The sequence below is a fragment of the Parabacteroides sp. B2-S-102 genome (assembly GCF_023656665.1).
Lineage (GTDB): Bacteria > Bacteroidota > Bacteroidia > Bacteroidales > Tannerellaceae > Parabacteroides > Parabacteroides distasonis.
Genome location: NZ_JAMOKM010000003.1, coordinates 250891 through 271517, shown reverse-complemented (window position 1 = coordinate 271517; position 20627 = coordinate 250891). Strand labels below are relative to the sequence as shown.

Below are 20627 nucleotides of genomic sequence, written 5' to 3'. Positions count from 1 at the left end.
CCTTCGCGGACTCGTAAAAAAGGTGTTTAGGTAGAAAGCAGATCAATGGACATGTATAGACTATTCCGTGCCCCGAGAGGGCTGAGAGGCAAATTATTTAAATTAACAGGGCCTATCTTTCTGGAAACCTTGCTGATGTTGACTTTAGGCGTGGTGGATACGCTTATGCTGAGCCATCATTCCGATAATGCGGTGGCAGCGGTAGGTGTGGTTAATCAATTGCTGAACATGGTATTTCTGCTGTTCAATATTACCACGACCGGAACGTCTGTCATGTGCGCCCTCTATTTTGGGGCGAAAGATAATAAGAGTTTTATTCAGGTGTTAGGAACCTCCTTGTTGTTTAACGCCGGCGTAGGTTGCTTGATCAGCTTGATGCTTTTCTTGTTCGGTAGGGAGATGTTGGTCCTGATGGATATCCGTCCGGATCTGATGCCGGACGCTGAGACTTATATGCACATTGTCGGAGGGTTCGGCTTCTTCCAAGCGGTTAGTTTTACGATATCGGCGGTGCTCCGTGCGGCGAACAAGCCGAATTACGCGATGCAGGTGACCTTGCTGATCAATGTATTGAATGTGTTTGGAAATTATGCATTGATATTTGGCCATTTCGGTTTTCCTGCCCTCGGTGTACAAGGAGCGGCTATCTCTACCTCTGTTTGCCGGGGAGTGGCGATGACACTTTTGTTTATCATGCTGTTCAAGCGGTTGGTGCCTCGTATCCCTTTGGCTTATTTCCGTCCGTTCCCGTTTCAGAAGTTGAGAGACGTGTTGAAGATCGGTTTGCCTTCGGCAGCGGAACAAATCTCGTATGATGCCTCGCAGGTGACGATTGTCTACTTTATCAATATGCTGGGTAATGAGTACTTGACAGCTCGTGTTTATGTGATGAATATCGTAATAATCGGCTATATCTTTTCTTTGTCGATCGCACAAGCTACTTCTATTTGTACCGGCAATTTGGTGGGCGCGAGGAAGAAGCAAGCCGCTTATTTATTGAGTTGGTATGCTTGGAGGAGGTCGTTGCTGATTACGTTAGTCGCTAGTACCGGGGTTTATCTGCTGGGACGTCCTTTATTGGGGATATTTACTGAGAATCAAGCAATCATAACGATCGCGATGGGAGCCTTGCTGGTAGATGTACTCTTGGAGCAAGGGCGGGCCACGGTACTGCTGTTCTTATTCTGCTTGCGTTCGGTAGGCGACGTCGTGGTCCCGGTAATTATCGAGTTATTCTGTATGTGGTTCTTTGCCGTGTTCTGCGGGTATATGTTCGGTATCGTGTTCGGATTAGGCTTAGCGGGGATGTGGTTCGCTTTTGCTTTGGACGAGTGTTCCAGGGGAGCGGTACTCTGTTTGCGGTGGCGAACGCAGAAGTGGAAAAAGAGGATGTTAATCAAGAATCCTGTTAATATAAGCTAAAACAGGGTGCTCTTGGGAACATTTTGCCTTCTATTTGCGTCTTACTAATTACAATAGATATTTTATAAAAGATTATGATGAAGATGAAAAAGGTATTGTTTTATGCGTTTTTGCTTCCCGCTTTCGTTGGGATGATGTTTTCTTGTTCAGACGTCAAGACAGATGTGAAGAAGTTGGAAGGTAAATGGAATGTGGTAGAAGTGAAAGGTGAGAAAGTCTTGGAAGAAGGCCTGCCACAGATGGACTTCAATATGGCTGAGAAGAAATTACATGGAAATACAGGCTGTAATTTATTCAATACGACGATCACGTTAGATCCGGAAGATGTATCTTCTATTACGATCGCTCCGGGCGCTACGACTATGATGGCTTGTCCGAATATGGATTTGGAGACGAGCGTGCTTCAATCGATGGATCAGGTTCGTTCCGTGAAGGCCGGAAAAGATGAGAATGAGATGTTGTTGGTAGACCAAGATGGTAATGTATTATTAGTATTGGAGAGAAATTAATGAGAAAAGGTCTTTTTTATATTTGCCTGCTTTTGGTAGGCGTCGGTTTGTTCGCCGGCTGTAAATCCAAGAAAGCGGTGGTAGCTTCTTTCTCGGATCTGGATGGTGAATGGGGTGTCGTGGAGATGAACGGTAAGACGTTGAATCCCGAGGAGACTCATCAGGTTTTGGTGTTCGACGTGGCTCGTCAAGGGCTTTCGGGAAATGCCGGTTGCAATCGGTTGATGGGGAAGATCGAATATAATGATGCTTATAAAAATATCATTAAGTTCCCACAGGTAGCGACTACCCGAATGGCTTGCCCGGATATGAGCGGCGAACGTGAGTTGCTGGAAGCGCTTAATAAGGTGGTGCGCTTTGAGGCACAGGGTGAGGCGGCTCCTGTTACGGAAATCGCTTTGTTCGGGACCAATAATGATAAGTTGTTGGTGATCAAAAAGCAAAAATAAAATCACCCAGTTGTAGAGACGGGGCACGCCCCGTCTCTACAACTGGGTATTAATATTTGAAACTATAACGGAATCCTGCCTTAAACCAAATACCCGGTTGGGGGATATTTCCCAGATCATAATAAGTGGAATTGAGCAGATTATTTAATTCCGCATATAGATTTAACCGCTGATATTCCCAATTTACTTTCATATCTACTAAGCAATAAGGAGAGTAAGGTTCCTCATAAGCCGGCTTAAGATTCTCGTATTTAGTATAACTACCTGCCCGGTCTTGCCAACGGACATACCAAGTGGCCGAAAAACCTTTCCAGATAGAATGGCTTAATTGAGCCGTGAACTTGTGCTTCAGATAATCTAACGCATAATTCGATATATACCCCTCACTATCCTTGTCTTGATGGATAAACGCATATCCCAGTTCTATTTTCCGGATAAAGAACCGTTCGTTGCCCAGTTCCCTCGGTAATAAACTCAGGTTAGTCTCGAAACCAAGGTTATCGACTTTTGTCAGATTTTGGCTTTCCCAGATATCTTCCGGTTTCTCTTTCACCCAATCGATCATGTTCTTGCCTTTTCGATAAAAGCCGGCTATATGAGCCCGGAGGAAGTAAGTGTTGTATTTCAGTCCGACCTCGAATGCTTCGCTTTCCTCCGGTTTTAGGTCCGGATTTCCTTTATTCGTCTTACCCTCATAATAAAGATCGGTGAAAGTCGGCATACGCAATGCCCGGTTCCAGCTCCCATACAGACGGAAATTGTCCCCGATACGGTAACTGGCATCTATTCCCGGATAGAAATGAATCCCTTCGTTTAAGGCCGAATTATAGTTTGCCAAGACCCCGACTGACAACGTGAAGCGGCGTAATAATACGTTATGCTCAAGAAAGTAGCTGATATTATTTCGGTTATCGCTTTTTAGATATTGCCCCTCTTTCTCGAAAGGAACATCCTGCGGTTCCTTCATCGGCTTGCCTAATACGTTACTCCTTACTCCCTCGTTCCGGAATTCCACGCCCATACTGGTTCTTCCTAGTTTCCACTGTGTCGTGGCGTTGAGGTTGGCTCCAAATACTTCCGTCTCATGGTAATTATGCCCGGTATACCAATCGGCGGGATCGCTACGGAACAACTCGTACCGGTCGAAATGTCGGGTCCAGTATACCTTGGGGGTGAACTTGATTTTGCCATGTGTTTCTCCTCCGGCGGAGAGGAAGAAGCGGCGAGTCTTGTCGTATTGATTGGGATAGGAAACGGAGTAGAAGCTATTCGCTCCATAACCTTTGTCGTTGTATCCGGCTTGGAATTGGAAATCGGCCTCCTCGCTTTTAAGTTCCGATTGCCAAAAAAGATTTAATTGTTTGAAGTCCGTATTGTCTATATACCCTCCGGACGAGGCATACCCTGCGGAAAGGCGCTGTCCGAAATGAGTGGTTGCGTGATTGATGGCAGCTTCCAGTTTCCATAGCTTATGCATTCCGGCGTAATTGTCGGTCGATATCCTGTTCTCTTTTCCTGTTTTCGTGATGATATTGATCGCTCCGGCGAAAGCGCTGGCCCCGAATATACGGGAAGAAGGGCCGGATACCACTTCGATGCGCTCTATGTCCGAGAGATTCACCGGGAGGTCAAAACTATAATGGCCGGTTTGTGGGTTGGAGAGGTTGACCCCGTTTAAGAGAACCGCTATTTGGTCGAACGTCCCTCCCCGGATGGAGATATCGGCTTGGGTGCCTCCTTCTCCTCGTTGCCGGACGTCTATTCCCGCGGCATATTCTAAAAGATCTTGGATACTGGTGACAGGTGCCGCCGTGATCTCACGGGCGGGAATGACTGTCACGATCTTGGTCGCTTGATTCCGTGCGATAGGCGCACGGGAGGCGGTAACTTCTACCTCTTCCAGCTCTACGGAAGCTTCCTCGCCGGTCCGGTTAGGCTCGATTGTCTTTTGAGCTTGCGCCGTGTCGGGCAGGGCGAATAGTAGCGTACTTGCTGTTACGACTCCAATGTTAATGACTTTGTGCATACTCCGGAATGCGGCGTAACGTTTCCGGTCGAATCGGCGGAAACGTACGGCGACTTGGGTATGCGATTCCCAATAATTCATTCGTTCTTATTTTTTATTTTGAGTAGGATAGTCCGGATAAAGTAAATACTTTTTACGCATGGCCTTGTATTGATCTAGCTCGGGTTTCCAACTTTCCCGGATCTCTTTCTCGGATAAGCCCCTTACGATCTGGTAGCGGAGCTGCTTCGTGCCTGCCAATAAATCGAACCAGTTCGGACGGGAGAAGAAAAAGGCTTGATCCTTTCCCGCTTTATTGTAGAAGTCGAGGAAGAATCGCAAGGTTAATCCTCCTTCGAACGGATATTCCCGCAGATCGATGCCGTAACATACTTTATCCTTTTGCAAGGGATTGGTATCGAATCCGGGCAAGGAGGTCGGGGTAAAAGTGAAATCCCCGTATTTAGGGTCCGGGAAACCTAGTACTTGAAACGGATAATAGGTTCCTCTTCCCACGCTAACGTTCGTAGCCTCAAAAAAGCAAAGCGACGGATACAGGCGGATAGACTGGTCATTCGGGAGGTTCGGAGAGGGCTTGACCGGCAACCAATAGGGATCTCCGTGTTTCCAATTCTCCATCTTTACGATCTTTAACCGGCAGGTATCGGGCGTACTTTTCAGCCAGCCTTCCTTATTGATCATCCATGCCAATTCCCCTACGGTCAAGCCGTGCAAGATCGGGAGCGGATCGACACCGACGAAAGACTCGAATCCTTTCTGGCGGATCGGTCCGTCTACGAAGTCATTCGGGTTCGGGCGGTCCAACACGATAAACTCTTTGTTGTTTTCGGCGCAGGCTTCCATCACGTAATGCATCGTACTGATATAGGTATAGAAACGGGCACCTACATCTTGTATATCGAAAACAATCACGTCGAGGTCGCCCAGTTGCCCGGCGGACGGTTTCTTGTTTTTCCCATAAATAGAGATGATGGGGATGCCTGTTTTCAAGTCCCGGCTATCTTTTATCTCCTCTCCGGCATCACCGGTTCCCCGGAATCCATGTTCCGGAGCGAACACCTTCTTAACGTCTATGCCTTCCGCTACTAGCGCATCTAATAAATGAATCTGCCGCTTTTCCAAAATGGAAGTCTGGTTGACCACTAATCCTACCCGCTTACCCTTCAGTAAACGAGTGACGACATCCATCCGCTCGGCACCTAGCTTTAACGGGGCGTTTTGTGAATAGACCGTTGGCGTCAGGCTAAAAAGTATGACTAGAAATATAAAGATCTGTTTCATTACATATATAATAACTGTATACTAACCGCAAAAGTACGAAATGTTTTTCACAGAAAGTTTATACTTTTGAGGCGAATAACAGACAATACTAGAATATGAATGTAAAAACACTTTTTTATGCGGTAGCCTTCTTGAGTTTATCATGGGTGCCTTTTACCTATGCGCAAGATGTCCTACCGGAATATACGCAAGCACGCCGTTTCGCCCCGTCGAATGCGGAACAGCTACTTTTCTCTTATACCCTTACCCCCAATTATTTTAATAATAGTGACAAGTTCTGGTATGAGTATAAGACGAGTGAGGGGACAAACTGGTATCTGGTGGACCCCAATTCGAGAAATAAACGATTATTATTCGATCGGGATGAGTTGGCGGCACAGATAAGCGAGATCGTGAGAGAGCCTTTTACCGGACAACAACTTCCTATCGAAGATTTACGCTTAAAGGAAGATGATCGCACGTTTACTTTCTCGATAAAGGGTACGAACGGGAACTATTTTTTCTCGTATGATTATCCGTCCTCCCGGTTGACTCGGATTACGAAAGACGAGATTCCTGCTAAAATCCGTTGGGCGAATATATCGCCGGATAAAAAGCGGGTCGTCTTCGCGAAAGATTTGAACCTGTATGTCATGAGTTATGAGGATTATGAGAAGGCCGTGAAGGACCCGGAGGATAAGACGATATCCGAGATCGCCTTGACTACGGATGGCGAAAAAGATTTTGGCTTTGGTATGCCCCGGACCTTCTTGAATACCGATACTTTATGTGACCATAAGCGGAAATATGTAATGGGGAACTGGTCTCCCGATGGTCGTTATTTCGCTGCGACTTTGTCGGATCAACGTGCGGTGCAAGATTTATGGGTGATTAACTCGATCGCCAAACCTCGTCCTACACTTGAGACCTATAAATATCAGATGCCGGGAGAGGCGGGTTCTCCAATCGTTCATTTATATCTCTTTGATTTGGAAAATACCGGGAAGCGGAAAGAAATCCGGGTGGATTGTTTTAAAGATCAAACAATCAATCTAGCCTCCAAGCCGGATAAGGAGCGTACGGGACTCACTCGGAACTCGATCTGGTTGGGAGATAACCAGACCTTCTATTTGACCCGTGTCAGCCGGGATATGAAACGGGTGGATATCTGTTCGTACACGATCGGGGAGGATTCGGTAAAAGCGATCATTGAGGAACGTCTAAATACTTCAATGGAAACCCGCCCGCTAGCGATGACCGATAATGGTAAGGAATTGATCCATTGGAGCGAACGGGATGGTTGGGCGCATCTGTATCTATATGATGCGCAAGGAAATTTGAAAAACCGTATCACCAAAGGGCCTTGGCATGTGGACGCCATCGTAGACGTGGACAGTAAGAATCGTGTCGTTTACTTCAAGGCGAATGCCCGGGAAAAGGGAGATACGACTCCTTATTACGAGCATTTGTATCGGGTGAATCTGGATGGTTCGGGCTTAAAGCTGATTACTCCGGGCGATTATTTCCACCTGGTCTCTATGGATAAATCCATGCGATATATCGTGGATAACTATTCTCGTGTCAATACGATCCCGGCTACGGCATTGTATGATAACCAAGGTAACCGATTGATGACCTTGGAGGAGAGTGACTTCTCCCAATTATTCATGGCAGGTTATAAATTCCCTGAGCCTTTTTCGGTAAAGGCGGCCGATGGGGTGACCGATTTGTATGGTGTCATGTATAAGCCTTTTGATTTTGATTCCACGAAAGTATATCCGGTCATTAACTATGTATACCCCGGACCGCAACAGGAGGGAACTTTCTTTCGCTACATTCCGTTGAATCCTCGTACGGATCGTTTGGCGCAAGCCGGATTTGTCGTGGTTTGCATGGGACACAGGGGAGGGCATCCCAGTCGCTCCAAGTGGTATCATAATTATGGATATGGAAATTTGCGTGATTATCCGATGGCGGATCATAAAGTGGCTATCGAGCAGTTGTGCGCTCGTTATAAATTCATGGATATCAACCGGGTCGGCATACACGGACACTCCGGTGGCGGTTTCATGTCTACAGCGGCTATGCTCCTTTATCCGGATTTCTTTAAGGTGGCGGTATCTTGTGCCGGTAATCATGACAATAACATTTATAACCGGTGGTGGGGAGAGAAACATCATGGGGTAAAGGAGATCACGGATGATATGGGAAATATCTCGTTCGATATTCGCATCCCGACCAATCAGGAATTGGCGAGGAATTTGAAAGGCCATCTGTTATTGATCCATGGCGATATCGATAATAATGTGCATCCGGCGAATACCATTGTTGTCGTGGACGAGTTGATCAAGGCAGGCAAACGCTTTGATATGTTGATCGTACCGGGAAAACGTCATCATTTTGATGACTATAATGAGTATTATTATTGGCGGATGGTCGATTACTTCTCTGAGTATTTGAGAGGCGAACGGGAAACAGGTGCGGATATAAAAGATTTGAAACTGGGCAATTGGTTTCAGGGGTATCAGTGATGAGAAGTAGTATATGTGAGAGAGATTGTTTATTTTTGTCTCGCAAAAAAAATAAATAGGATGAAACCTCTTGATATAATAAAGAAATATTATCCGGAAAGTTCGGATGCCTACCGGATTTTGGTGACTCATAGCCGCAGCGTGGCGGATAAGGCATTGGCATTGGCCCGTTTGCATCCGGAGATGAATCTGGATCTGACTTTTATTGAGGAAGCGGCGATGTTGCATGACATAGGGATCTTTTTGTGTAACGCACCGGATATCGATTGCCATGGGGAGGCCGATTATATCTGCCATGGCTATCTGGGAGCCGATTTAATGCGGAAAGAGGGGTATCCTCGCCACGCCTTAGTTTGCGAGAGGCATACGGGAACGGGGCTTTCGCTTGCCATGATCGAGGAACGGAACCTGCCTGTTCCACATCGGGATATGCGTCCCGTGTCATTGGAAGAACAATTGATCTGTTTCGCTGATAAATTCTTTAGCAAGACTAAATTGACGAAAGAGAAACCGGCTGATAAGATAAAACAGAGCTTATCCAAGTATGGAAATGAGACAGTTGAGCAGTTTGAACACTGGTGTAAACTCTTTTTAGGGGAATAAAAGCATAAGGGCTCGTTTATTTATTATACATTTGCACGCTGTAACACACTGCAAAGAACGAAGTAATGTTTTTGATATATAGAGTCCTAATCATTCTATTCGTTTTCCTCTTGGGAGGCTTGGGCGTGCAAGCGCAGGAGATTGTCGCTCCTGTCGATAGCTTGGCGCAGACTGATTCTCTCTTGGTGGCTCCTACGGATAGTACAACGTTAGCGGGAGATTCGATTCCAGAAAAGCAGACCGGGCTAGATGCTCCGGTCAGTTATCAAGCGACCGATTCTATCGTGATGACGGCTGGCAACTGGGCATATCTTTATGGGGAAGGCGATGTCAAATACCAGAATATCGAGCTGCAATCCGAATTGATCGAGATGAATATGGATAGTAGCATCGTGTTCGCTAAGTTTGGACTTGACTCTATCGGGCAGGAGTTTGGCTATCCGTTGTTTAAGGAGGGCGATCAGCAGTATGAGTCGAAGACGATGCGGTATAATTTTGGTACCAAGAAAGGATATATCACGGACGTGATTACCCAGCAGGGCGAAGGGTATGTTACCGCCGGGCGAACGAAAAAGATGGAAGGGGATATCTTGAACATGGTGGGTGGTAAGTATACGACCTGCGACGAGCATGAGCATCCTCACTTTTACATCCAGATGACGAAAGCGAAGGTGCGCCCGAAAAAGAATATCGTAACGGGTCCGGTCTATCTGGTCTTGGAGGACGTGCCGTTGTATCCGATCGGACTACCTTTCTGTTTCTTCCCGTTCTCGAGTACATATTCATCCGGTATTATTATGCCGACTTTCGGAGACGAGTCTACCAGAGGTTTCTTCTTGCGTGACGGTGGATATTATTTCGCCTTGAGCGATTATATGGACTTGGCTTTGTTGGGAGAGATTTATACCAAGGGATCTTGGGGATTGTCGGCCAAGTCGGCTTACCGCAAACGTTATAAATTCTCGGGCAGTTTTAATGCTTCTTATTTGGTGACGAAATTGGGAGATAAGGGATTACCCGACTATAATTTGTCTAAGGACTTCAAGGTAAACTGGACGCATACGCAAGACCCTAAGGCGAATCCTTATCTGTCTTTCTCGGCGAGCGTAAACTTCTCGACCTCTTCGTATGACCGCAATAATCAGAACAGTTTATACCCGAATGCGAATGGGTATGCCGATGTGAACCAGAATACGAAGAGTTCATCCATCAACGTAACGAAACGTTTCCCGAATAACCCGTTCACGATCTCTGGTACGATGAGTATAAACCAGACGACCCGGGATTCTTCTATCGCCGTGACCTTGCCTAGCATGACGGTTACGATGAGTCGTATCTTCCCTTTCAAGCGGAAACATCCGGTCGGGAAGGAGCGTTGGTACGAGAAGATCTCCATGAGTTATTCCGGTACGTTTAGTAATAGTATAACGACAAAAGAAAACTTATTATTCAAATCGAATTTGATCAAAGATTGGCAGAATGCTATGCAGCACTCGATTCCGGTAAGCGCTACATTCTCCGTGCTCAAGTACTTGAATATTTCTCCCTCTTTCAATTATAAGGAACGTTGGTACACCAGCAAGATCGAACAGGAATATGATACGCAGAAACAGGCTTTGGTAGCCCGCGACACTACGTATGGTTTTTATCGTATTTACGATTTTAACGCTTCTATCTCTGCGTCTACTACCTTGTATGGTTTTTATAAACCGTTGCCATTCTTGGGTAATAAGGTTGAGATGATCCGTCACCGTTTCGAGCCGTCTATTACGGTAAGCGCCCAGCCGGACTTCGCTTCTTCTCGTTTTGGTTTTTATGAGACTTATGTATATCAAGACGCAAATGGTGAGGATCGTGAATATACGTATTCTCCGTTCGCTCATAATATGTATGGCGTTCCGGGAACGGGAAAACAAGGAAATATCAGTTTTGACGTAAATAACAATATCGAGATGAAGGTGCGTTCGGATAAGGACTCTACTGGATTCAAGAAAATTAGTCTGATCGATAAGCTGTCGTTAGGCATGAGTTATAATATGGCGGCGGATTCATTTAAGTGGAGTGACTTGAGTGTCGGTTTACGTTTGAAATTATCCAAGAGTTATACGTTGAACTTGAATGGTCAGTTCGATACCTATACGTACGATGAGAATGGGCATCGTGTCGATATTCCCCGTTGGAAAGCAGGCAAGGGTATTGGCCGTTTGAGAGGGACTAGCACCAGTTTTTCTTATACATTTAATAATGATACGTTTAAGAAGTTGTTTGGAGGAGGTGATAGTTCATCGGATAAATCCGGGAATCAATCGGCTTCCACGGATCCGAATGCAGATCCGGATGGCTTGAACCCGGATGGAGAAGGAGAGGGCGAGAATAAGGAAAGTGGTGGCCGTCTGTTGGGCAAAAAGAAAGAGACCGGTGAGACAGATGCCGATGGCTATTTAATTTCCAAGATTCCTTGGAGCCTCTCGTTTAGTTATGGTTTGAGTTTGCGGTATGGTGATTTTAATCGTTCTAAACTGGAGTATGATTACGCCTTGACTCACTCTTTGAGCTTTAACGGAAATATCCAGCCGACAAAGAACTGGCGTTTTAACTTTAACGCTACTTATGATTTTGACGCTAAGAAGATCTCTTATATGACTTGTAACGTAACTCGTAACTTGCACTGCTGGCAAATGACGGCTAGTTTCGTTCCGGTTGGTCCTTATAAATCCTATACATTCAGTATCGCTGTAAGCTCTGCTTTATTGAAAGATTTGAAGTATGATAAGAGAAGTAATTATAGGGATGGACAGCAGTGGTATTAAGAACCGAAAATTGAGAATTGAAAATTATTGGATTGTATAGCTAATTTTCAATTCTCAATGATCTTACCATTCGATGGGAGTTTGCCCAGTTGCGATTAAATAATCATTGGCTTTGCTGAAATGCTTGTTTCCGAAGAATCCCCGGTAAGCGGAAAGTGGGGACGGATGGGCTGATTTAAGAACCAGGTTACGGGATGAATCGATGAAAGCACCTTTCTTTTGTGCGTAGGAACCCCATAATATGTAAACGATATGGCTTCTTTCAGCCGCCAGACGATGAATAACAGCATCGGTAAAGGTCTCCCAACCTCTATTTTGATGGGAACCGGCTTGATGCGCTCGTACTGTGAGCGTGGCGTTTAGCAGTAATACGCCTTGATCTGCCCAACGAATCAAGTTGCCGGTTGTTGGAACCGGATGCCCTAAATCATCTTGTATTTCTTTGAATATATTGATGAGGGAAGGGGGGAAAGGTACCCCATCCTGCACGGAGAAACAAAGTCCGTGCGCCTGTCCCGGCTCGTGATAAGGATCTTGGCCGAGGATAACGACCTTCACTTTATCGAACGGGCAGTGCTCAAAAGCATTGAACATATAAGGACCGGGAGGATAAACAGTACCTTGGCGGTATTCTTGTTTAACGAAATCGGTCAATTGCTTGAAATAATCTTTTTCAAACTCGTCGGCTAACCGTTTTTTCCAGCTTTCTTCAATCTTTACGTCCATAATATAATAGTTGGCTGTTAACTAAATAAGCATCATTCCAGCCGCACGTGCTTCCTTGCGCATCTCCTCCGGCCAGATACTTGCCTGTATCTCTCCGATATGGGCCTTACGAAGATAGAACATACACAACCGGCTTTGTCCGATACCACCGCCGATACTTTGCGGAAGTTCACCGCTCAAGAGGCGTTTGTGGAAATAGAGTTCTTTTTTCTCCCCGGCTTTGCAAATATCCAACTGGCGTAGCAAGGCTTCCTTATTGACGCGGATACCCATAGAGGATAGTTCCATAGAACGGTTTAGTACATCATCCCAAACCAATAAATCCCCGTTCAATCCGGTTTGTCCGTTCTCGGCGATCGTAGACCAATCATCGTAGTCCGGAGCACGTCCGTCATGCTTCTCTCCATTGCTTAGCGAGCATCCGATACCGATAATGAATACGGCCCTGTATTCCTTGGTAATAGCGTCTTCCCGCTCTTTCGGTGTAAAGGTAGGATATTTTTGTAACAAATCCTCTGAATGGATGAAATGAATCTGTTGGGGGAGCGTCGGGCGGATTTGAGGAAACATCTCGTAAACTAAATATTCGGTACGGACCATAGCGGCATATATGCGACGGACGATTTCCTTGAGGAAATCGATCTTACGTTCGCTTTCGCTCATTACACGTTCCCAGTCCCATTGATCCACGTATAAAGAGTGTAAATTACCTAGCTCCTCGTCTGAGCGGATGGCGTTCATGTCGGTGTAAATACCGTAACCTTCTTCAATGTGGTAATCGGCGAGTGTCAGTCGTTTCCATTTGGCGAGTGAATGTACGATTTCTGCTTTAGAGTCGTTTAAATCCTTGATAGGAAAAGTGACGGCTCGCTCGGTCCCGTTAAGATCATCATTGATACCCATGCCCTTAAGTACGAATAAAGGTGCGGTTACGCGTCTTAGGCGCAGCTCGGATGAGAGGTTTTGCTGGAAAAAGTCCTTGATCTTCTTGATTCCCATTTCAGTCTGGGATAAGTTAAGTAAGGCTTTATACCCTGCGGGTTTAATAAGATAGCTCATATACTTGTTGTACTTTGTGTTTGTGAAATATGTGCGGCAAAGATAATGATTAATGGCAAAATAACAAGAATGTGATCGCTTTTATTTGCAAAATGGCAGAATAAGCAGAATACTTATATGCAAAATATCAAAAATAAAATATTTCTCTCCTGTATTTGCTAAACTAAGATATTATATGTACTTTTGCGCAGTCTTTGGCTCGGTAGCTTAGTTGAATAGAGCGTCAGATTCCGGTTCTGAAGGTCGTGGGTTTGAGTCCCACCCGGGTCACAAGAAATCCTTGGTAATCATTAGATTTCCAAGGATTTTTTGTTTATGTGATTTTAAGGAAAACTATAACCGCATGTGTAAAATAGGATATTCTTTACCTTCTCCGTCCAAATCAGACCTTTTGTATGTGTTAAAGCCTATATGTTTATAAAAACCGACAGCTTGATTATTTTGCTCATTCACATCGACTTTTGTTACTTGCAAATTATCTATGGCATAAGTGATTAATTTTTTTCCTATTCCTATACCTCGATAATTATTGTCAATGAATAACATTTCAAGATTTCCTTTTGCGATTCCCATAAATCCTACTAAGATTCCCTCTTGTTCAAATCCGAATAGAGTGACATGTTGAAAATATACTGGAAGTTGTTCCTTATAGTATAGAAAATCTTCCTCTTTAAGAAAATCATGTGTATTTAATACTGAACTTTCCCAGATTTCCATCAAACGTGGATGATCTGTAACTTTAATTTTTTTAATCATAATTGTAATTACTATTTAAAGCTACAAAGTTCGGAACTTTTACATTTAAAGCACTGAATCTAAGTTAAAAAATACGTTTACGGATTCTGCTTAGTGCTTGTGGTGTGATACCCAAATAAGAAGCTATATCTTTTAGCGGTATATAGTTTAGTGTAATGCCATATTCTTCAATCATCTGTAGATAATACTGTTCAGGGGAATATTTAATCAAGTCGATATTTCTTTTCAAGAGTTTATTCAGCAATATAGCATTCAAATCTTCAAATACAGTTTTTACCTTAGGTATAGCGGTGTATAGTTCATTTTCTTGTTTCTTGTCTATTCGGTAAATAACGCTATCTACAATTGTTTGCACATTAAACGCAGACTTTGTTTGTAATGTAAAAGATATGTTCGACATTGAGAACGTACCCTCTTTACAAAACCAAAAGATTTGTTCTTCTCCTTTATGATTTAATAGCCAACAACGTAATATTCCATCAAAAACGAAATAACTATACCTCTCTATTTCTCCTTCCTTGACCAAAAATGTACCTTTACTAATCAATATTCGTTCAAAATATTGGTCAAATAACTTAGATTCCTTCAAATTGAAAGTACTGGTGCTATAATTAAATCCTTTAAGTAGTTTTTCTAAAAGCATAGTCTAAATGTAATAATTCGTAATATACTTACTCATTTGATATATTCACTGTTACTCCTGTTCTCCTTAATTTAATTTCTCATATTCAGTGAAATATATTTTCGACTACAAACTTACGAAAAAACCGAAAGTTTTTATGTACGTTTATGATGGAGTTATTTAAGTAATGAAAGAACACGGAAAACAAAGGTAATTAGCATGTTGTTAAATTGTTATTCTTTTGAAGATGTATTATTTCAAGTCGTTGTATTATAATAAGGTAAATAGTGTTATGATAGTAGTGGCAAACGTTTTGCAAGGCGAAAGATAAGCCGCTTGTCAATTCCCGGAGCTTTTGCTGAACTAACCTTACTTCGTTTTTGTTTTATTACCAGAAAGATGAATTGATAAGATAAAAAATAGGGGAATTATGTCAGCATTTTACAAATTTCTTTTTCCAATGAAGCCGGATGGTACAGCTATATCGTTACTGTTGTTGGCGCTTCGTTTGTTATTTGGAGGTCTATTGCTTTCGCATGGGATACAGAAGTGGACGAATTTTGAGAGCATGTCCGCCGCATTTCCGGACCCACTGGGAGTTGGACATTCGGTTTCTCTAGGCTTGGCCATTTTTGGGGAGCTTTTTTGTTCGATTGGCTTTATTCTCGGTGCGCTCTATCGGTTGGCAATGATCCCGATGATTTTTACCATGGGAGTGGCTTTCTTCGTGATTCACGGGAATGATCCGTTTTCTTTGAAAGAGTTGGCGTTCGTTTACTTGGTCATTTTTATCTTGATGTATATAGCAGGACCTGGTAAGTTCTCGTTAGATCGTCTGATCGCTGTCCTCTTGTCGCAGAAGAGATAGGGAATTGTAGGAAAGTTAACTTGCTTTGGAAAAGTTTCTGGAACCTCGGGTAAACTCTCTGGTTCCTAAATAAAAAAAGACTGTCTGGAAACCAAACAATCTTTTCTATTGTGGGCGTTGACGGATTCGAACCGCCGACCCTCTGCTTGTAAGGCAGATGCTCTGAACCAGCTGAGCTAAACGCCCGAAATTCTTTCGGTGAAAATAATAAATTTAAAAGTGGGCGTTGACGGATTCGAACCGCCGACCCTCTGCTTGTAAGGCAGATGCTCTGAACCAGCTGAGCTAAACGCCCGAAAATCTTTCGGTGAAATAATAAATTTAAAGGTGGGCGTTGACGGATTCGAACCGCCGACCCTCTGCTTGTAAGGCAGATGCTCTGAACCAGCTGAGCTAAACGCCCTTTAAACTTATTTTTTCGTTCGCTTTATCTCTCTAAAGCGCTGCAAAGATACGGCTTTTTTTATTACCACCAAACTTTTTGACGAAAAAATGTGGATGAATATGAATTTTGTTTGGATGTGGCTACGTAAGTGTCTGATGGTCCTAAAAACGGGGCATTTAGTTAAAAATAACGATTGCTTACCTTATTATTCAATGGAAAAGACTTAACTTTGCGACTCTATATTAATAATGTATATGGTATTATCGACACTGACTGCTATTTCGCCCGTGGATGGGCGATACAGGAATAAGGCTGAGAATCTGGCGGCTTATTTTTCAGAATACGCACTTATCAAGTATAGGGTGCGAGTTGAGATCGAGTATTTTATTACTCTATCTGAGTTTCTTCCGCAATTAAGCGAGTTAAATGCGGCGGAAGTAAAAAAGGGGCTCCGGAAAATTTATCAGGAGTTTACGGAGGAGGACGCTTTACGAGTGAAGGAGATCGAGAGCGTGACAAACCACGATGTGAAAGCGGTGGAGTACTTTATTAAGGAAAAAACAAATCATTTCCTTGCGGAGAAATACCACGAGTTTATTCATTTTGGATTGACTTCTCAGGATATTAATAACACATCTGTGCCTTTATCGATCAAGGACGCTTTGCAAGAGGTGTATTATCCGGGTTTGGAAGAGGTGATCGGCGCCTTGAAAAAATACGCCGAGGAATGGATGGATATTCCGATGTTGGCTAAGACACATGGGCAACCGGCATCTCCGACTCGTTTGGGTAAGGAGGTGATGGTCTTTGTTTACCGTTTGGAGCAACAGTTGGCATTGTTAAAGGCCGTTCCTATCTCCGCTAAATTCGGTGGGGCTACAGGAAACTTCAATGCGCATCATGTAGCGTATCCGGAATATGATTGGAGGGCATTCGGTAACAAGTTCGTTAGTGAGGTGTTAGGCTTGAAGCGTGAGGAGTGGACTACCCAGATCTCTAATTATGATAATCTGGCAGCGATCTTCGATGGCTTGAAGCGTATCAATACGATCTTGATCGACTTGAATCGTGACTTCTGGCAATATATCTCCATGGAGTATTTCAAGCAAAAGATCAAGGCGGGTGAGATCGGTTCGTCTGCTATGCCACATAAGGTGAACCCGATTGATTTCGAGAACGCTGAGGGTAATCTAGGGATCGCTAACGCTATTTTAGAGCATTTGGCTACGAAATTGCCGGTATCTCGTTTACAAAGAGACTTGACGGATTCTACCGTGTTGAGAAACGTAGGCGTGCCTTTGGCACATATAGAAATTGCCTTCAAGAGCTTAACAAAAGGCTTGGGTAAATTGTTATTGAACGAGAACGCCCTAAGTAGGGATTTGAATAATTGCTGGGCTGTGGTAGCCGAGGGTATCCAGACGGTCTTACGCCGTGAGGGTTATCCGAAGCCTTACGAGGCATTAAAAGCTTTGACACGTACGAACCAGACTGTTACGGAGCAATCTATCAAGGAGTTTATCGAAACCTTGAATGTTAGCGACCGGATTAAAGATGAATTAAGGGCTATAACGCCTCATAATTATACAGGAATTTAGTGATAATACAGGTAGCCGTGAGGCTACCAAGTTTTTAACCATTGTTTAATTTATAACAAATGAGTACAGAAGAAAGAGATGAATCTCAACCGCGTCCAAAAAAAGTGATACCAAGTATCAGACGGGAAAACACAGACCAAGAAGGTGAAAGAAGACCTTACAATCAGGGTTATAATAAACCTGAGGGTAGCTATGAACGTAGACCGTATCGGTCTTATGGAGAAAATAACCGTCCTTCATACGGGGATCGTCCGAGCCGTCCGCGTTCTTACGATAATAACCGTGAAGGCGGGTATGGCAACAACCGTGAGGGGGGCTATGGTAATAGTCGTCCATCTTATGGCAACAATCGCGATGGTGGGTATGGAAATAATCGCCCGTCTTATGGCAACAACCGTGAAGGTGGCTACAACAGCGGCCGCTCGTCTTATGGAAATAACCGCCCGTCATATGGGAATGGAGGAGGGCAATACAATCGTCCGTCTCGTCCTAATTATGATGGACCGGCAAAGGCTTATTCCGCTAGTCCTTCCGGAGAGGGAATGTCTGCGGATGGTATGAAGAAAAGAAGACCTAGAGTAGGTGATACCCGGGTTGATTACAATGATTCACGTTCAAGCGGCGGGGACGGTTACGCACCCAGACGTTCGTATGGTAACGATAACTCTTATGGCGGTAATCGTCAAGGGGGTGGTGGATATGGAAATAATCGCCGTCCTTCTTACAATAATAATCGCCGTTCCGGTGGAGGAGGTGGTTTCCAAAGACAGCAGGGTTACAACATGCGTCCGAAACAGATCAAGTATAAGGAAGTCTTGGCGGATCCGAACGAACCGATTCGTTTGAACAAATTCTTATCTAACGCTGGTGTTTGCTCTCGTCGTGAGGCGGATGAGTTTATCCAGAAAGGGGCTGTTAAGGTTAATGATGTCGTGGTAACGGAATTGGGTACTAAGATTACTCGTCAAGATGTTGTTACATTTAACGAGAAGCCGGTTCAGATCGAGAGCAAGGTGTATATCGTATTGAACAAGCCGAAGAATTGCGTAACGACTTCTGATGATCCTCAAGAACGCTTGACAGTAATGGATTTGGTGAAGAACGCTTGCCAAGAACGTATTTATCCGGTAGGCCGCTTGGACCGCAATACGACAGGTGTCTTGTTATTGACGAACGATGGTGATTTAGCTTCTAAATTGACTCACCCATCTTTCAAGAAGAAGAAGATCTACCATGTGTGGTTGGATAAGAACGTGGCTATCGAGGATATGGAGAAAATCGCCAACGGCCTTGAGCTTGAGGATGGGGAGATCCATGCGGACGCTATCAGCTATGCTAGCGAGGACGATAAGAGCCAAGTGGGTATCGAGATCCATTCCGGCCGTAACCGTATCGTGCGCCGTATTTTCGAATCGTTGGGATATCATGTGACGAAATTGGATCGTGTTTATTTCGCCGGTTTGACTAAGAAGAACTTAGGCCGCGGTAAATGGCGTTACTTAAATGAAAGGGAAGTGAACGCTCTTAGGATGGGAGCTTTCGAATAAAAAAAAAAGATACAGATGGAAACAATTAAACGAACAAAAATTGTAGACGTGCTGAAAAGCGAAGCTTTCGGTACTACCGTGAACGTGAAAGGATGGGTTCGCACCCGCCGTGGTAGCAAACAGGTGAATTTTATCGCCTTGAATGACGGTTCTACAATTAATAATGTTCAGATCGTTGTGGATGTAGATAAATTGGGTGATGAGTTCTTGAAACCGATTACCACGGGAGCTAGTATCAGCGTAAACGGTATCTTGACACAATCCCAAGGCAAGGGGCAAAGCGTGGAGATACAGGCTACCGAGATTGAGATCTTCGGTACGGCTGATCCAGCTACTTATCCGTTGCAGAAAAAGGGACACTCCATGGAGTTTTTACGTGAGATCGCTCACTTGCGTCCTCGTACGAATACATTTGGCGCGGTATTCCGTATTCGTCACAATATGGCTTACGCTATCCATAAGTTTTTCCATGATAGAGGCTTTTTCTATTTCCATACGCCGATCATCACGGCTTCCGACTGTGAGGGTGCCGGACAGATGTTCCAAGTTACTACCAAAAATTTGTACGACTTGAAAAAGGATGAGAATGGCTCTATCATTTATGAGGACGATTTCTTCGGCAAGCAGGCTAGCTTGACGGTTTCCGGACAGTTGGAGGGTGAGTTGGCAGCTACAGCCTTGGGACAGATTTATACGTTTGGCCCTACGTTCCGCGCTGAGAACTCAAATACGCCTCGTCATTTGGCGGAATTCTGGATGATTGAGCCGGAAGTCGCTTTTAATGATATCGCGGACAATATGGAGTTGGCCGAGGAGTTCATTAAATATTGCGTACAATGGGCGTTGGATAACTGTATGGAGGATATCAAGTTCTTGAACGATATGTTCGATAAGGAATTGATCGCTCGTCTGGAAGGGGTCTTGAAAGACTCATTCGTTCGCTTGCCGTACACTGAAGGAATCAAGATATTGGAAGAGGCTGTCGCTAAAGGACATAAATTTGAGTTCCCTGTTTATTGGGGTGTAGATTTGGCTTCCGAGCACGAACGTTTCTTAGTGGAGGATCACTTCAAACGTCCTGTAATTTTAACGGATTACCCGAAAGAGATCAAGGCTTTTTATATGAAGCAAAACGAGGATGGAAAGACGGTACGTGCGATGGACGTATTATTCCCGAAGATCGGAGAGATCATCGGCGGTTCCGAGCGTGAGGCTGACTATGATAAGCTAATGAGTCGTATTGACGAATTGGGCATCCCGATGAAGGATATGTGGTGGTACTTAGATACTCGCCGTTTTGGTACGGTGCCTCACTCTGGTTTCGGTTTGGGCTTTGAGCGTCTTTTGCTGTTCGTTACAGGCATGGCAAATATACGTGACGTGATACCTTTCCCGCGTACACCGAATAATGCTGAGTTCTAATAGCGCTTAGTGATCATGATAAAAAGGGCCCGTA

16 protein-coding genes and 4 tRNA genes are annotated in these 20627 nt (G+C 44.3%); 11 read left to right on the top strand and 9 right to left on the bottom strand.

Annotation, left to right across the window (positions count from 1 at the left end):
- Positions 1–51 precede the first annotated feature (51 nt).
- The 3 genes from NBH07_RS06185 (at position 52) to NBH07_RS06175 (ending at position 2380) form a co-directional block, all read left to right on the top strand.
- Positions 52–1422 (top strand): MATE family efflux transporter, encoded by a 1371-nt coding sequence (locus NBH07_RS06185; RefSeq protein WP_041525630.1) that lies wholly within the window; start codon positions 52–54, stop codon positions 1420–1422.
- An 83-nt stretch (positions 1423–1505) separates the two neighbouring features.
- Positions 1506–1931, top strand: a complete 426-nt coding sequence (locus tag NBH07_RS06180; RefSeq protein ID WP_005858961.1) for an META domain-containing protein — start codon at positions 1506–1508, stop codon at positions 1929–1931.
- Positions 1931–2380 (top strand): META domain-containing protein, encoded by a 450-nt coding sequence (locus NBH07_RS06175; RefSeq protein ID WP_005858959.1) that lies wholly within the window; start codon positions 1931–1933, stop codon positions 2378–2380. Before NBH07_RS06180 ends, NBH07_RS06175 begins: the two co-directional genes overlap by 1 nt.
- 49 nt (positions 2381–2429) lie before the next feature.
- On the opposite strand, the gene NBH07_RS06170 is transcribed toward NBH07_RS06175, so the two are convergent.
- Together NBH07_RS06170 and NBH07_RS06165 are read right to left on the bottom strand one after the other, a co-directional pair.
- Positions 2430–4487: a TonB-dependent receptor plug domain-containing protein gene (locus NBH07_RS06170; protein WP_009016985.1), complete on the bottom strand. Its 2058-nt coding sequence runs from the start codon at positions 4485–4487 to the stop codon at positions 2430–2432.
- A gap of 6 nt (positions 4488–4493) precedes the next feature.
- The gene (locus NBH07_RS06165; RefSeq protein WP_156682700.1) at positions 4494–5687 is read right to left on the bottom strand and encodes an exo-beta-N-acetylmuramidase NamZ family protein; all 1194 of its coding nucleotides are present in this window, start codon (positions 5685–5687) and stop codon (positions 4494–4496) included.
- A 95-nt stretch (positions 5688–5782) separates the two neighbouring features.
- Between NBH07_RS06165 and NBH07_RS06160 the strand changes: the two genes are divergently transcribed.
- The 3 genes from NBH07_RS06160 (at position 5783) to NBH07_RS06150 (ending at position 11610) form a co-directional block, all read left to right on the top strand.
- Positions 5783–8197, top strand: a complete 2415-nt coding sequence (locus tag NBH07_RS06160; RefSeq protein WP_156682699.1) for a S9 family peptidase — start codon at positions 5783–5785, stop codon at positions 8195–8197.
- Between the two features lie 60 nt (positions 8198–8257).
- The gene (locus NBH07_RS06155) at positions 8258–8800 is read left to right on the top strand and encodes an HDIG domain-containing metalloprotein (RefSeq protein ID WP_005867908.1); all 543 of its coding nucleotides are present in this window, start codon (positions 8258–8260) and stop codon (positions 8798–8800) included.
- A 65-nt stretch (positions 8801–8865) separates the two neighbouring features.
- Positions 8866–11610, top strand: coding sequence for a putative LPS assembly protein LptD (locus NBH07_RS06150; protein ID WP_009016988.1), 2745 nt, complete (start codon positions 8866–8868; stop codon positions 11608–11610).
- A 63-nt stretch (positions 11611–11673) separates the two neighbouring features.
- On the opposite strand, the gene ung is transcribed toward NBH07_RS06150, so the two are convergent.
- Both ung and asnA read right to left on the bottom strand, forming a co-directional pair.
- The gene (ung, locus tag NBH07_RS06145; RefSeq protein ID WP_005858947.1) at positions 11674–12336 is read right to left on the bottom strand and encodes a uracil-DNA glycosylase; all 663 of its coding nucleotides are present in this window, start codon (positions 12334–12336) and stop codon (positions 11674–11676) included.
- A gap of 21 nt (positions 12337–12357) precedes the next feature.
- Positions 12358–13395, bottom strand: coding sequence for an aspartate--ammonia ligase (asnA, locus tag NBH07_RS06140; RefSeq protein ID WP_009016989.1), 1038 nt, complete (start codon positions 13393–13395; stop codon positions 12358–12360).
- Between the two features lie 196 nt (positions 13396–13591).
- Here asnA and NBH07_RS06135 point away from each other — a divergent pair.
- Positions 13592–13665, top strand: a tRNA-Arg gene (locus NBH07_RS06135).
- 63 nt (positions 13666–13728) lie between these two features.
- Here the strand turns inward: NBH07_RS06135 and NBH07_RS06130 are convergent.
- Complete coding sequence (locus tag NBH07_RS06130; RefSeq protein ID WP_005858943.1) at positions 13729–14151, bottom strand: GNAT family N-acetyltransferase; 423 nt, start codon at positions 14149–14151, stop codon at positions 13729–13731.
- Positions 14152–14215: 64 nt separating this feature from the next.
- The gene (locus NBH07_RS06125) at positions 14216–14794 is read right to left on the bottom strand and encodes a Crp/Fnr family transcriptional regulator (RefSeq protein ID WP_005858942.1); all 579 of its coding nucleotides are present in this window, start codon (positions 14792–14794) and stop codon (positions 14216–14218) included.
- Positions 14795–15203: 409 nt separating this feature from the next.
- Between NBH07_RS06125 and NBH07_RS06120 the strand changes: the two genes are divergently transcribed.
- Complete coding sequence (locus NBH07_RS06120) at positions 15204–15641, top strand: DoxX family protein (RefSeq protein ID WP_005858940.1); 438 nt, start codon at positions 15204–15206, stop codon at positions 15639–15641.
- A gap of 111 nt (positions 15642–15752) precedes the next feature.
- Here the strand turns inward: NBH07_RS06120 and NBH07_RS06115 are convergent.
- The 3 genes from NBH07_RS06115 to NBH07_RS06105 form a co-directional block, all read right to left on the bottom strand.
- Positions 15753–15827 (bottom strand) — tRNA-Val (locus NBH07_RS06115).
- A gap of 34 nt (positions 15828–15861) precedes the next feature.
- Positions 15862–15936 (bottom strand) — tRNA-Val (locus tag NBH07_RS06110).
- Positions 15937–15969: 33 nt separating this feature from the next.
- Positions 15970–16044, bottom strand: a tRNA-Val gene (locus tag NBH07_RS06105).
- A gap of 236 nt (positions 16045–16280) precedes the next feature.
- Between NBH07_RS06105 and purB the strand changes: the two genes are divergently transcribed.
- From purB to asnS, 3 genes are read left to right on the top strand one after another with little or no spacing between them, the layout of a single operon-like run.
- Positions 16281–17624 (top strand): adenylosuccinate lyase, encoded by a 1344-nt coding sequence (purB, locus tag NBH07_RS06100; protein ID WP_005858936.1) that lies wholly within the window; start codon positions 16281–16283, stop codon positions 17622–17624.
- 59 nt (positions 17625–17683) lie between these two features.
- Positions 17684–19171 (top strand): pseudouridine synthase, encoded by a 1488-nt coding sequence (locus tag NBH07_RS06095; protein WP_005858934.1) that lies wholly within the window; start codon positions 17684–17686, stop codon positions 19169–19171.
- Between the two features lie 15 nt (positions 19172–19186).
- Positions 19187–20593: an asparagine--tRNA ligase gene (asnS, locus tag NBH07_RS06090; protein ID WP_156682697.1), complete on the top strand. Its 1407-nt coding sequence runs from the start codon at positions 19187–19189 to the stop codon at positions 20591–20593.
- Positions 20594–20627 lie beyond the last annotated feature (34 nt).

Bases quoted from the DNA above. Each gene is read 5' to 3' on its own strand.
- NBH07_RS06155 (WP_005867908.1), top strand. From the start codon at position 8,258: ATGAAACCTCTTGATATAATAAAGAAATATTATCCGGAAAGTTCGGAT.
- NBH07_RS06160 (WP_156682699.1), top strand. From the start codon at position 5,783: ATGAATGTAAAAACACTTTTTTATGCGGTAGCCTTCTTGAGTTTATCA.
- NBH07_RS06180 (WP_005858961.1), top strand. From the start codon at position 1,506: ATGAAAAAGGTATTGTTTTATGCGTTTTTGCTTCCCGCTTTCGTTGGG.
- NBH07_RS06175 (WP_005858959.1), top strand. From the start codon at position 1,931: ATGAGAAAAGGTCTTTTTTATATTTGCCTGCTTTTGGTAGGCGTCGGT.
- purB (WP_005858936.1), top strand. From the start codon at position 16,281: ATGGTATTATCGACACTGACTGCTATTTCGCCCGTGGATGGGCGATAC.
- NBH07_RS06185 (WP_041525630.1), top strand. From the start codon at position 52: ATGTATAGACTATTCCGTGCCCCGAGAGGGCTGAGAGGCAAATTATTT.
- ung (WP_005858947.1), bottom strand. From the start codon at position 12,336: ATGGACGTAAAGATTGAAGAAAGCTGGAAAAAACGGTTAGCCGACGAG.
- NBH07_RS06130 (WP_005858943.1), bottom strand. From the start codon at position 14,151: ATGATTAAAAAAATTAAAGTTACAGATCATCCACGTTTGATGGAAATC.
- NBH07_RS06120 (WP_005858940.1), top strand. From the start codon at position 15,204: ATGTCAGCATTTTACAAATTTCTTTTTCCAATGAAGCCGGATGGTACA.
- NBH07_RS06170 (WP_009016985.1), bottom strand. From the start codon at position 4,487: ATGAATTATTGGGAATCGCATACCCAAGTCGCCGTACGTTTCCGCCGA.
- asnS (WP_156682697.1), top strand. From the start codon at position 19,187: ATGGAAACAATTAAACGAACAAAAATTGTAGACGTGCTGAAAAGCGAA.
- NBH07_RS06125 (WP_005858942.1), bottom strand. From the start codon at position 14,794: ATGCTTTTAGAAAAACTACTTAAAGGATTTAATTATAGCACCAGTACT.
- asnA (WP_009016989.1), bottom strand. From the start codon at position 13,395: ATGAGCTATCTTATTAAACCCGCAGGGTATAAAGCCTTACTTAACTTA.
- NBH07_RS06095 (WP_005858934.1), top strand. From the start codon at position 17,684: ATGAGTACAGAAGAAAGAGATGAATCTCAACCGCGTCCAAAAAAAGTG.
- NBH07_RS06150 (WP_009016988.1), top strand. From the start codon at position 8,866: ATGTTTTTGATATATAGAGTCCTAATCATTCTATTCGTTTTCCTCTTG.
- NBH07_RS06165 (WP_156682700.1), bottom strand. From the start codon at position 5,687: ATGAAACAGATCTTTATATTTCTAGTCATACTTTTTAGCCTGACGCCA.